The sequence below is a fragment of the Arthrobacter sp. 7Tela_A1 genome (assembly GCF_049311065.1).
Lineage (GTDB): Bacteria > Actinomycetota > Actinomycetes > Actinomycetales > Micrococcaceae > Arthrobacter_B.
On sequence record NZ_JAXIOO010000007.1, the window covers coordinates 111,110 to 121,252 of the forward strand.

Annotated in this window: 19 protein-coding genes; all 19 read right to left on the reverse strand. The window is 62.5% G+C overall.

Features of this window, described 5'->3' with window-relative positions; all coding sequences use genetic code 11:
• Positions 1–7 precede the first annotated feature (7 nt).
• Positions 8–391, reverse strand: coding sequence for a 50S ribosomal protein L18 (rplR, locus tag TVB01_RS05025; RefSeq protein WP_227894286.1), 384 nt, complete (start codon positions 389–391; stop codon positions 8–10).
• 2 nt (positions 392–393) lie between these two features.
• Positions 394–930, reverse strand: a complete 537-nt coding sequence (rplF, locus tag TVB01_RS05030) for a 50S ribosomal protein L6 (protein ID WP_227894285.1) — start codon at positions 928–930, stop codon at positions 394–396.
• A gap of 18 nt (positions 931–948) precedes the next feature.
• Positions 949–1,347, reverse strand: a complete 399-nt coding sequence (gene rpsH / locus TVB01_RS05035) for a 30S ribosomal protein S8 (RefSeq protein ID WP_227894284.1) — start codon at positions 1,345–1,347, stop codon at positions 949–951.
• Positions 1,348–1,433: 86 nt separating this feature from the next.
• Positions 1,434–2,003, reverse strand: coding sequence for a 50S ribosomal protein L5 (gene rplE / locus TVB01_RS05040; RefSeq protein WP_422454615.1), 570 nt, complete (start codon positions 2,001–2,003; stop codon positions 1,434–1,436).
• Positions 2,003–2,362 (reverse strand): 50S ribosomal protein L24, encoded by a 360-nt coding sequence (rplX, locus tag TVB01_RS05045; RefSeq protein ID WP_227894282.1) that lies wholly within the window; start codon positions 2,360–2,362, stop codon positions 2,003–2,005. The genes rplE and rplX overlap by 1 nt, the downstream gene beginning before the upstream one ends.
• A 3-nt stretch (positions 2,363–2,365) precedes the next feature.
• Complete coding sequence (rplN, locus tag TVB01_RS05050; RefSeq protein ID WP_055239356.1) at positions 2,366–2,734, reverse strand: 50S ribosomal protein L14; 369 nt, start codon at positions 2,732–2,734, stop codon at positions 2,366–2,368.
• Between the two features lie 376 nt (positions 2,735–3,110).
• On the reverse strand, positions 3,111–3,416 hold the full coding sequence (rpsQ, locus tag TVB01_RS05055; protein ID WP_422454616.1) for a 30S ribosomal protein S17: 306 nt from the start codon (positions 3,414–3,416) through the stop codon (positions 3,111–3,113).
• Positions 3,413–3,739: a 50S ribosomal protein L29 gene (gene rpmC, locus TVB01_RS05060; RefSeq protein ID WP_422454618.1), complete on the reverse strand. Its 327-nt coding sequence runs from the start codon at positions 3,737–3,739 to the stop codon at positions 3,413–3,415. The genes rpsQ and rpmC overlap by 4 nt, the downstream gene beginning before the upstream one ends.
• Before the next feature lie 2 nt (positions 3,740–3,741).
• A complete protein-coding gene (rplP, locus tag TVB01_RS05065) occupies positions 3,742–4,158 on the reverse strand; it encodes a 50S ribosomal protein L16 (protein WP_055239353.1) in 417 nt (138 codons plus the stop codon).
• Positions 4,159–4,998: a 30S ribosomal protein S3 gene (rpsC, locus tag TVB01_RS05070; RefSeq protein WP_227894280.1), complete on the reverse strand. Its 840-nt coding sequence runs from the start codon at positions 4,996–4,998 to the stop codon at positions 4,159–4,161.
• On the reverse strand, positions 4,999–5,364 hold the full coding sequence (rplV, locus tag TVB01_RS05075) for a 50S ribosomal protein L22 (protein WP_066295929.1): 366 nt from the start codon (positions 5,362–5,364) through the stop codon (positions 4,999–5,001).
• Positions 5,365–5,402: 38 nt separating this feature from the next.
• Entirely contained in the window at positions 5,403–5,684 is a 282-nt protein-coding gene (gene rpsS, locus TVB01_RS05080; protein ID WP_104052734.1) for a 30S ribosomal protein S19, read from the reverse strand.
• Between the two features lie 12 nt (positions 5,685–5,696).
• Complete coding sequence (gene rplB / locus TVB01_RS05085) at positions 5,697–6,536, reverse strand: 50S ribosomal protein L2 (protein ID WP_227894279.1); 840 nt, start codon at positions 6,534–6,536, stop codon at positions 5,697–5,699.
• 30 nt (positions 6,537–6,566) lie between these two features.
• Positions 6,567–6,872: a 50S ribosomal protein L23 gene (rplW, locus tag TVB01_RS05090; protein WP_055239348.1), complete on the reverse strand. Its 306-nt coding sequence runs from the start codon at positions 6,870–6,872 to the stop codon at positions 6,567–6,569.
• A complete protein-coding gene (gene rplD / locus TVB01_RS05095) occupies positions 6,869–7,483 on the reverse strand; it encodes a 50S ribosomal protein L4 (protein WP_422454621.1) in 615 nt (204 codons plus the stop codon). The genes rplW and rplD overlap by 4 nt, the downstream gene beginning before the upstream one ends.
• 4 nt (positions 7,484–7,487) lie before the next feature.
• The gene (gene rplC / locus TVB01_RS05100; protein ID WP_227894277.1) at positions 7,488–8,144 is read right to left on the reverse strand and encodes a 50S ribosomal protein L3; all 657 of its coding nucleotides are present in this window, start codon (positions 8,142–8,144) and stop codon (positions 7,488–7,490) included.
• Between the two features lie 16 nt (positions 8,145–8,160).
• Entirely contained in the window at positions 8,161–8,469 is a 309-nt protein-coding gene (gene rpsJ, locus TVB01_RS05105; protein WP_003803825.1) for a 30S ribosomal protein S10, read from the reverse strand.
• A gap of 492 nt (positions 8,470–8,961) precedes the next feature.
• Positions 8,962–9,093, reverse strand: a complete 132-nt coding sequence (locus tag TVB01_RS05110; protein ID WP_422454623.1) for a hypothetical protein — start codon at positions 9,091–9,093, stop codon at positions 8,962–8,964.
• A gap of 32 nt (positions 9,094–9,125) precedes the next feature.
• Positions 9,126–9,938, reverse strand: a complete 813-nt coding sequence (locus tag TVB01_RS05115; protein ID WP_422454624.1) for a hypothetical protein — start codon at positions 9,936–9,938, stop codon at positions 9,126–9,128.
• Positions 9,939–10,143 lie beyond the last annotated feature (205 nt).

Consider the following 10,143-nt stretch of genomic DNA (forward strand, 5'->3'; position numbering starts at 1 on the left):
ACCTCGGTCACAGTGCCAGCCCACCTTCGCGTGCGCCGTCTGCGACAGCCGCAATGCGGCCGTGGTAGCGGTTGCCGCCGCGGTCAAAGACCACGGCTTCGACGCCGGCAGCCTTGGCACGTTCGGCAACGAGCTCGCCGACGCGCTTTGACTTGGCAGTCTTGTCGCCCTCCATGGAACGCAGGTCTGCTTCCATGGTGGACGCGGATGCAACGGTTACGCCGCGGCTGTCATCGACAACCTGGACGAACACGTGGCGCGAAGAGCGGTTGACGACAAGGCGCGGACGGGCCGCGGTGCCGGCAATACGCTTGCGGATCCGCAGCTGGCGGCGGCTCCGGGAAGCGGACTTGCTCTTGGAATTGCGCTTCTTATTGATGCTGATGGCCATGATTACTTACCAGCCTTTCCGACCTTGCGGCGGACAATCTCGCCGGCGTAACGAATGCCCTTGCCCTTGTAGGGGTCAGGCTTGCGCAGCTTGCGGATGTTGGCGGAAACCTCGCCGACCTGCTGCTTGTCAATGCCGGAAACGGTGAGCTTGGTCGGGCCCGTAACGGTGAGCGTGATGCCCTCCGGAGCCTTCACGGATACCGGGTGGCTGTAGCCCAGGGCGAACTCGAGGTCCGAGCCCTTGGCCTGCACACGGTAACCGGTGCCAACGATTTCCAGGTCCTTCTTGTAGCCTTCGGTCACACCGGTGATCATGTTGGAGATCAGGGTGCGGGTCAGGCCGTGGAGGGAACGGGATTCGCGCTCGTCATTGGGGCGGGCGACGGTGATGGTGTTCTCGTCCAGGGAAACAGTGATCGGGCTGGGCACAACGTGGCTCAGCTCGCCCTTGGAACCCTTGACCGAAACGGTGTTGCCGTCAATGGCAACGTCGACTCCGGCGGGGACAGAGATGGGCAGACGTCCAATACGTGACATTATTCTTTCCCTTCCCTGCTACCAGACGTAGGCGAGGACTTCCCCACCCACACCCTTCTTGGCGGCCTGGCGGTCGGTCAGCAGACCTGACGACGTCGACAGGATGGCGATGCCCAGCCCGCCCAGTACGCGCGGCAGGTTGGTGGACTTTGCGTAAACACGCAGGCCCGGCTTCGAGATGCGGCGGATGCCGGCGATGGAACGCTCGCGGTTCGGACCGAACTTGAGGTCCAGGGTCAGCGTCTTGCCGACCGTAGCCTCTTCTTCCTTCCAGCCCGAGATGTAACCCTCGGCCTTCAGGATGTCGGCAACGCGTGCCTTGAGCTTGCTGTACGGCATGGACACGGAATCGTGGTAAGCCGAGTTTGCGTTGCGCAGACGCGTAAGCATGTCTGCGACAGGATCTGTCATTGTCATGTGGGCTCTAGCCCTCCCTCGTAACGGTTTCTGCTGCTCGGCGCGGAGCGTGCCCTGCGTTAAGCAACAGACCTTTTACGTAGTAATTAATCTTCGGATTTGAACGGGAAGCCGAGCGCCTTCAGCAGCGCGCGTCCCTCGTCATCGGTCTTTGCGGTGGTAACCACGGTGATGTCCATGCCGCGTACGCGGTCGATCTTGTCCTGATCGATTTCGTGGAACATCGACTGCTCGGTCAGGCCGAACGTGTAGTTGCCGTTGCCGTCGAACTGCTTGCCGCTCAGGCCGCGGAAGTCGCGGATACGCGGAAGCGCCAGGGTGACCAGGCGGTCCACGAATTCCCACATGCGGTCGCCGCGCAGCGTAGCGTGCGCGCCGATCGGCATGCCTTCGCGCAGCTTGAACTGTGCGATCGACTTGCGGGCCTTGGTGATCTGCGGCTTCTGGCCGGTGATCGCGGTCAGGTCGCGTACAGCGCCGTCAATGAGCTTGGAGTCCTTGGCGGCATCTCCAACACCCATGTTCACGACGACCTTGACGAGGCGCGGAACCTGGTTGACGTTTGCGTAGTTGAACTCGTCCTGCAGAGTCTGCTTGATTTCCGCTGCGTAGCGGTTCTTCAGACGGGGGACGATCTTGGTGACAGTCTCAGTCATTAGAGGTCCTTCCCAGATCCCTTGGCGACGCGGATGCGCACGTTGCGGGTCCGGCCGTCCTTCGTGACGGTTTCGGTGCGGTAGCCAACGCGGGTGGGCTTCTTCGTCTCGGGATCCACAACGGCCACGTTGGAAACGTGGATCGGGGCTTCAACAACCTCGATGCCGCCGGTCTTGGAACCACGGGAGGACTGGCCAACCTTGGTGTGCTTGGTGACGCGGTTGATGCCCTCAACGAGGACACGGTTGGTCTCCGGGAAAACCTTCAGAACCTTGCCCTGCTTGCCGCGGTCTCCGCCGCGCTCAGCCTTGGCACCGGTGATGACCTGAACCAGGTCACCCTTCTTGATCTTTGCCATGATCTACAGCACCTCCGGAGCCAGCGAAATGATCTTCATGAACTTCTTGTCGCGAAGTTCGCGGCCAACCGGGCCGAAGATACGGGTACCACGGGGGTCGCCGTCGTTCTTCAAGATCACTGCAGCGTTCTCATCGAACTTGATGTAGGAACCGTCCTGGCGGCGGCGTTCCTTCTTGGTACGGACGATGACGGCCTTGACCACATCGCCCTTCTTGACGTTGCCGCCGGGAATTGCATCCTTGACGGTGGCAACAATGGTGTCGCCAATGCCTGCGTAGCGACGGCCGGATCCACCGAGAACGCGGATGGTCAAGATTTCCTTGGCACCCGTGTTGTCGGCGACCTTCAGTCGCGACTCCTGCTGAATCACTTATTACTCCTGTCGTCGCGCCGGTTCTCAGTACTCTGAGCCTTGCGGAACGGATATGGGTGGACCCCGTAATACTGGTACTCAGCACCGGTCCCTTACGGACCGCTCTGCAGCGCAAGCCACAGCACCATGCTGAACAAGATTATCGGGCTTTTGTCTCATTCGGCGGTGAGGAAGAGCGTCCCGAAAGAGGACATGCTTCCGCACCACACAGACAAGATTTCAAGTTTATCGCGAAAGGGCCCCGGAAGCGAAATCGAATGATAACGCGGCCGGGGCCCTGACGCTTGGACGGCGTCTGCGTGCCGGATTCAGCAGCTGGTGCTGCTGGGATCCGGCACGCTACCGGCCTGTATTTGCCTGTAGCAGCCTGGGGCTACTTGGCCTTTTCGATGACCTCGACCAGGCGCCACCGCTTGGTAGCGGAGAGCGGCCGGGTCTCGGTGATCAGCACGAGGTCGCCGATGCCGGCCTCGTTCTTCTCATCGTGGGCCTTGCGCTTGGACGTGCGGCGAAGAACCTTGCCGTACAGTGCGTGCTTCACGCGGTCTTCGACCTCGACAACGATGGTCTTATCCATCTTGTCCGAGACCACGTAGCCGCGAGCGGTCTTCCGGTACCCGCGGGCATCGGCTCCGTTAGCGTCAGGTGTCACTGCTGCCTCATTCTTGTTTTCGCTCATTTGGCATCATCCTCGACAACCTCGGCCGGAGCTTCGGACTCGGCAGCCTTCTTCTTGGACTTCTTCTTCTCGGGGGCAGCTTCCTCGACGGGAGCTACGACCTCGGGACGAATTCCCAGCTCGCGCTCACGCAGCACCGTGTAGATGCGGGCGATGTCGCGCTTGACAGCGCGGAGGCGACCATGGTTTTCCAGCTGCCCGGTGGCGGACTGGAAACGGAGGTTGAACAGCTCCTCCTTAGCCTTGCGAAGTTCTTCAACGAGACGCTCGTTGTCGAACCCGTCCAGCTGATCAGTTGCAAGTTCCTTTGAACCGATAGCCATTGCTATTCACCACCCTCGCGACGCACAATGCGTGCCTTCAACGGCAGCTTATGGATCGCCAGGCGCAGGGCCTCGCGAGCTACCTCTTCGGAAACACCGGAGAGTTCGAAGAGAACCCGCCCCGGCTTGACGTTTGCAACCCACCACTCCGGCGAACCCTTACCGGAACCCATGCGGGTTTCGGCAGGCTTCTTGGTCAGCGGACGGTCAGGATAGATGTTGATCCAGACCTTGCCGCCGCGCTTGATGTGGCGCGTCATGGCAATACGAGCAGCTTCGATCTGGCGGTTGGTGACGTACGCAGGCGTCAGAGCCTGGATACCCCATTCACCAAAGCTGACTGCAGTGCCACCGGTTGCAGCGCCGGAACGACCCGGGTGGTGCTGCTTACGGTATTTGACTCGACGTGGGATAAGCATTTAAGCCTGTCCTCCTTCTGCTGCGGGGGCAGCTGCCTCAGCGGCCGGAGCCTCTGCAGCAGGCGCGGCGGCCTTGTCGGCACGCTCGGGACGACGACGACGGTCGCCGCCACGGTCCCCACGGTCGGCCGGGCCGCGGCCCGGACGGTCGTTGGAACGTCCACGGGACGGTGCAGCAGCCTGCTGTGCAGCCAGTTCCTTGGAGGTGACGTCGCCCTTGTAGATCCAGACCTTCACACCGATGCGGCCGAAGGTGGTCTTTGCTTCGAAGAAGCCGTAATCGATGTTCGCGCGGAGGGTGTGCAGGGGCACACGGCCTTCGCGGTAGAACTCGGAACGGCTCATTTCAGCGCCGCCCAGACGGCCGGAGCACTGGATACGGATACCCTTTGCACCTGCACGCTGTGCGGACTGGATGGCCTTCTTCATCGCACGGCGGAAAGCCACGCGGGAAGAAAGCTGCTCTGCAACACCCTGGGCAACAAGCTGTGCTTCCATCTCGGGGTTCTTGACCTCGAGGATGTTCAGCTGAACCTGCTTGCCGGTGAGCTTTTCGAGCTCGCCGCGGATGCGGTCTGCTTCGGCGCCGCGGCGGCCGATCACGATGCCCGGACGTGCAGTGTGGATATCCACACGGACACGGTCGCGGGTGCGCTCGATCTCAACCTTGGCGATGCCGGCGCGGTCCATGCCCGTGGACATGAGCTGACGGATCTTGATGTCCTCGCGGACAAAGTCCTTGTAACGCTGGCCCGGCTTGTTGCTGTCAGCAAACCAGTGCGAAACGTGATCAGTGGTGATGCCGAGTCGGAACCCGTGCGGGTTTACCTTCTGTCCCACTTAACGGTCCTCCTCGTTCTTCGGGGTTGCGACAACCACGGTGACGTGGCTGGTGCGCTTGTTGATGCGGTACGCGCGGCCCTGGGCACGCGGCTGGAACCGCTTCATGGTGGGTCCTTCGTCAACGAATGCTTCGCTGATGTAGAGGTCACCTTCGTCGAAGGCCACGCCGTCGCGGTCCGCGAGGACACGTGCGTTGGCCATTGCCGACTGAACTACCTTGAATACCGGCTCCGAAGCTGCCTGGGGGGCAAACTTCAGAATTGCCAATGCCTCATTCGCTTGCTTGCCACGAACAAGGTTGACGACGCGCCGGGCCTTCATAGGCGTTACGCGGATATGACGCGCAATTGCCTTGGCTTCCATTGCTTTCCTTCTCTCGTCTTCTGCCGAAAGAGCAGCGCCTAGCGGCGCTTGCCCTTGCGGTCGTCCTTCACATGGCCGCGGAATGTACGCGTCAGAGCGAATTCGCCGAGCTTGTGCCCGACCATCGACTCGGTGACAAACACCGGAATGTGCTTGCGTCCGTCGTGCACGGCGATCGTGTGCCCGAGCATGTCGGGGATGATCATCGAGCGGCGGGACCACGTCTTGATGACGTTCTTGGTGCCCTTTTCGTTTTCGGCCGCTACCTTAAGGAACAGGTGCTGGTCGACGAAGGGGCCTTTCTTCAGGCTGCGTGGCATGTTTCCAGGCTCCTATCGCTTGTTCTTGCCGGAACGACGGCGACGCACAATAAGCTTGTCGCTCTCTTTATTGGGGCGGCGGGTGCGGCCTTCGCGCTTACCGTTCGGGTTGACCGGGTGGCGTCCACCACTGGTCTTGCCTTCGCCACCACCATGCGGGTGGTCAACCGGGTTCATGGCGACACCGCGGACGGTCGGGCGAACGCCCTTCCAGCGCATACGGCCGGCCTTGCCCCAGTTGATGTTGGACTGCTCGGCGTTGCCGACCTCGCCGACGGTTGCGCGGCAGCGCACGTCAACGTTGCGGATTTCACCGGAGGGCAGACGCAGCTGTGCGAAGCGGCCTTCCTTGGCAACGAGCTGAACAGAAGCACCGGCGGAGCGGGCCATCTTGGCGCCGCCGCCCGGACGCAGTTCAACGGCGTGGATGGTGGTACCCACGGGGATGTTGCGCAGCGGCAGGTTGTTGCCGGGCTTGATGTCAGCCCCGGCGCCGGCCTCTACGAAGTCGCCCTGCTTGAGCTTGTTCGGTGCAATGATGTAACGCTTGGTGCCATCAACGTAGTGCAGCAGCGCGATACGAGCGGTACGGTTCGGATCGTATTCGATCTCGGCAACGCGAGCGTTGACGCCGTCCTTGTCGTGCCGGCGGAAGTCGATCAGGCGGTACTGGCGCTTGTGTCCGCCACCCTTGTGCCTGGTCGTGATCTTGCCGGTGTTGTTACGGCCGCCCTTTTTGGGCAGCGGACGAACCAGAGACTTTTCCGGCGTCGACCGCGTGATTTCGGTGAAGTCGGCTACGCTCGAGCCGCGACGGCCCGGGGTAGTCGGCTTGTATTTACGGATTCCCATTATTTATTCCTCGTTAAAGTGGTCTCCGCCCTAGCTGAGCGGACCGCCGAAGATGTCGATTGTGCCTTCCTTCAGGGTGACAATCGCGCGCTTGGTGCTCTTGCGCTGTCCCCATCCGAACTTGGTCCGCTTGCGCTTACCGGCACGGTTGATGGTGTTGATCGAGTCGACCTTGACGGAGAAAATCTTCTCCACGGCCAGCTTGATCTCGGTCTTGTTCGAGCGGGGGTCGACCAGGAAGGTGTACTTACCTTCGTCGATCAGGCCGTAGCTCTTTTCCGAGACGACGGGTGCAAGCACGACGTCGCGCGGATCCTTAGCGGTGGTCGCGCTCACTTGGCGTCCTCCTTGACAGTGTTCTTGCCAACGAACTCGTCGTAGGCAGCCTTGGTGAAGACCACGTCATCGGCAACAAGCACGTCGTAGGTGTTCAGCTGATCTACATAGATCACGTGAACAGCCGTGAGGTTACGCACGGAAAGTGCAGCAACATCATTGGCGCGCTCGATGACAACGAGCATGTTCTTGCGGTCGGAAAGTGAACGCAGCGCTTCGCGTGCTGCCTTGGTCGACGGCGTTTCGCCGGCTACCAGGGAATCCAGCACATGGATGCGGCCGTTGCGTGCCCGGTCAGAGAGTGCTCCGCGAAGTGCGGCAGCAATCATCTTCTTGGGGGTGCGCTGGCTGTAGTCGCGGGGCGTCGGTCCGTGGACAACGCCGCCACCGGTCATGTGAGGAGCACGGATTGAACCCTGACGGGCGCGGCCGGTGCCCTTCTGCTTGAACGGCTTGCGGCCTGCACCGCTAACCTCTGCGCGGGTCTTCGTCTTGTGCGTGCCCTGGCGGGCAGCGGCAAGCTGTGCCACTACTACCTGGTGCAGCAGCGGTACGTTCGTCTGAACGTCGAAGATCGCTGCGGGGAATTCAACAGTGGTTTTGTTAGCCATGAGACTAAGCTCCCTTCACGGCGGTGCGTACGAGGACGACCTGGCCGCGGGCGCCGGGGACGGCACCCTTGATCAGCAGCAGCGACTTCTCAACATCCACGGCGTGGACGGTGAGGTTCATCGTGGTGTGACGGACGGCGCCCATGCGGCCGGCCATCCGAAGACCCTTGAAGACGCGGCCGGGGGTGGATGCGCCACCAATCGAGCCGGGCTTGCGGTGGTTCTTGTGAGCACCGTGGGAAGCGCCAACACCGTGGAAGCCGTGACGCTTCATAACACCGGCGAAGCCCTTGCCCTTGGAGGTGCCAACGACGTCGACCTTCTGGCCGGCTTCGAACATCTCAACAGAGAGTTCCTGACCGAGCTCGTAGGTGTCGGCGTCAGCGGTGCGCAGCTCAACGACGTGGCGGCGAGGCGTAACGCCTGCCTTTTCGAAGTGGCCTGCCAGCGGCTTGGTGACCTTGCGGGGGTCGATCTGGCCGTAGCCGATCTGAACGGCGGTGTAGCCGTCCTTGTCCGCATTGCGCAGCTGGGTGATGACGTTGGAATCAGCCTGGACCACGGTGACGGGGATGAGCTTGTTGTTCTCGTCCCAGACCTGGGTCATGCCCAGCTTGGTGCCCAGGAGGCCCTTAACCTGGCGGGTAAGTGAAGAAGACATAAGTATCTGCTCCCCCCTACAGCTTGATTTCGATGTTCACGTCTGCAGGCAGGTCGAGACGCATCAGCGAGTCAACGGCCTTAGGCGTGGGGTCAATGATGTCGATCAGACGCTTGTGCGTGCGCATTTCAAAGTGCTCGCGGCTGTCCTTGTACTTGTGCGGCGAACGGATAACGCAGTACACGTTCTTTTCCGTGGGCAGCGGCACGGGGCCTACTACCGTTGCGCCTGCACGCGTGACCGTCTCAACGATCTTCCGTGCTGATACGTCAATGACCTCGTGGTCATACGACTTCAGCCGGATGCGGATTTTTTGTCCCGCCATGGCGTCGTGCCTCTTTCTTCGAGTATTGCTCTCTGTACAGTTTTTGCCCCTGGCGGCCATGTCGGCCCCGGTGCTCCTCCAACAAGCTGAATCCGGAAGCTCCGGGTTCCTCAACCTGCCGAGGCTCCGACCCCCGCGCTCGGGCGTGTCGCAGATTCGAAACTGGCAACACCCGTTCAAGAATGGGGGCGGGTTATATATGGGCTTTTCCCCTGAAGGATTCGACCCTGCGCCAGGCATTATCCTGACCGGGACGCAATCTCATCACGCACACAGAGCCGATTTTCGCGGCCTGCTCAGCGCGTGCGGGCACAAAAGCGCTTGAACAACTTCTCTAGTTTGCCAGATCCAACGGCAGAACGCGAATCAGCGTCTGCCGGCAGGGACTGGCTTCTAGCATATGGACGCGCCCCGTCCCGGAATACCCCGGCGCATGGCGCGTCATTTTCCTTCAGTCTAGCCCAGCGGGGCTGGGCCCCCGAAATCCTGCGGCTAGGGCTTGTCCTGCCGGTTGGCACGGCGAATCCGCTTCGCCCTGTCGATCTCAGACGAAAAATGCCGGCGCCCCCAGCCCACACCTACGACGATGGCTGCTGCAATGACCAGCAAGATCAGAAGTTCCATTCCCTGAGCCTAGCGGAGCCGGCGCCGGGGCGTCAGGCCCTGCTGTCTTCCTTTTCCCGGCTTTCCTCGGGGTCTGCACGCACCCTCGTCAGCCGCCAGACCGCCAGCCCGATCAGCCCGGCTGCGAGCAGTGCCAGCAGCAGGAACGTGTAACCGCGCAGATACCAGAGCACTGCAAGGGCCACTCCGGCTGCACCCCAGACCGTGAACAGCTTCCGGCTGGCCAGCAGGCCGAAGGCCAACAGCGCGGTGTGGGCAAGAAGTGCCCACAGCTGCTGCCCGGAGTCCCCCGAACTGACGGTGCCCAGGCCGCTGCCGGAAACGATGGCCGCTGCGGCGCCCAGCACCACGGTGCCCCGGGTCTCCCGGCGGCGGAGGAACTCCCAGGCCGCAACCCCGGCCAGGACAGCTGCCCAGTACTGCAGGGACCAAAACAGGTCCGCCGGCCCCAGGGCACACCAGATCAGGCGCTGCACGGCGAGCGCAGCCGGAAGGACTGCGGCCTCCGTGGCCGTCTCGCGAAGGCGGCCGGGCACTTCCCGGACCGCCAGAGCCAGGGCCGCCAGCAGGGTCAGCGAACCCGCTGCGGCAGAACTGTTGAGTTCGGCCATGGCAGGAACCGCACCCGCAACCAGCAGCCACGAGGAGGCGCTGCCCATGATCCGCAGCCGCAGTGCAGTCCCGGGAACCTGCTCCGCCAAGGACATGATGAACCGGGCAGCCTGCAGCGCCAAGGCCGCACCCCAGGCCGGCCAGAGTTCCCCGTAGCCCGGCGCAAACGGCGCACGTAGGACAGTCCGTTCGAATTCCCCGGCCCACAGAAGGGCAGAGGCAAAGACGAGCACTGCCGTCCCCGCGCTGAGCCCCGGCGTGTTCCGCGTGAAGGACGCCGTCAGCAGACCCGCGGCCGCCGCCCCCCGGGGGGCGCCCCCCCCCCCCCCCGCGCGCCCCCCCCCCCCCCCACGGCCAGGTCGGCCAGGCCATCCCCGTTGACGTCGCCGATGCCGGCGACGGATGCACCTAAGCGGTCCCGTTCCCGCTCCGGGCCGT

Coding starts and splice junctions, on each gene's coding strand:
- rpsH (WP_227894284.1), bottom strand. CDS start 1,347: ATGACAATGACAGATCCTGTCGCAGACATGCTTACGCGTCTGCGCAAC.
- rplR (WP_227894286.1), bottom strand. CDS start 391: ATGGCCATCAGCATCAATAAGAAGCGCAATTCCAAGAGCAAGTCCGCT.
- rpsQ (WP_422454616.1), bottom strand. CDS start 3,416: ATGAGCGAAAACAAGAATGAGGCAGCAGTGACACCTGACGCTAACGGA.
- rplX (WP_227894282.1), bottom strand. CDS start 2,362: ATGGCAAAGATCAAGAAGGGTGACCTGGTTCAGGTCATCACCGGTGCC.
- rplP (WP_055239353.1), bottom strand. CDS start 4,158: ATGCTTATCCCACGTCGAGTCAAATACCGTAAGCAGCACCACCCGGGT.
- rplB (WP_227894279.1), bottom strand. CDS start 6,536: ATGGGAATCCGTAAATACAAGCCGACTACCCCGGGCCGTCGCGGCTCG.
- rpsJ (WP_003803825.1), bottom strand. CDS start 8,469: ATGGCGGGACAAAAAATCCGCATCCGGCTGAAGTCGTATGACCACGAG.
- TVB01_RS05110 (WP_422454623.1), bottom strand. CDS start 9,093: ATGGAACTTCTGATCTTGCTGGTCATTGCAGCAGCCATCGTCGTAGGT.
- rpsS (WP_104052734.1), bottom strand. CDS start 5,684: ATGCCACGCAGCCTGAAGAAAGGCCCCTTCGTCGACCAGCACCTGTTC.
- rplC (WP_227894277.1), bottom strand. CDS start 8,144: ATGTCTTCTTCACTTACCCGCCAGGTTAAGGGCCTCCTGGGCACCAAG.
- rplF (WP_227894285.1), bottom strand. CDS start 930: ATGTCACGTATTGGACGTCTGCCCATCTCTGTCCCCGCCGGAGTCGAC.
- rplV (WP_066295929.1), bottom strand. CDS start 5,364: ATGGAAGCCAAGGCAATTGCGCGTCATATCCGCGTAACGCCTATGAAG.
- rpmC (WP_422454618.1), bottom strand. CDS start 3,739: ATGGCTATCGGTTCAAAGGAACTTGCAACTGATCAGCTGGACGGGTTC.
- rplE (WP_422454615.1), bottom strand. CDS start 2,003: ATGACTGAGACTGTCACCAAGATCGTCCCCCGTCTGAAGAACCGCTAC.
- rplD (WP_422454621.1), bottom strand. CDS start 7,483: ATGGCTAACAAAACCACTGTTGAATTCCCCGCAGCGATCTTCGACGTT.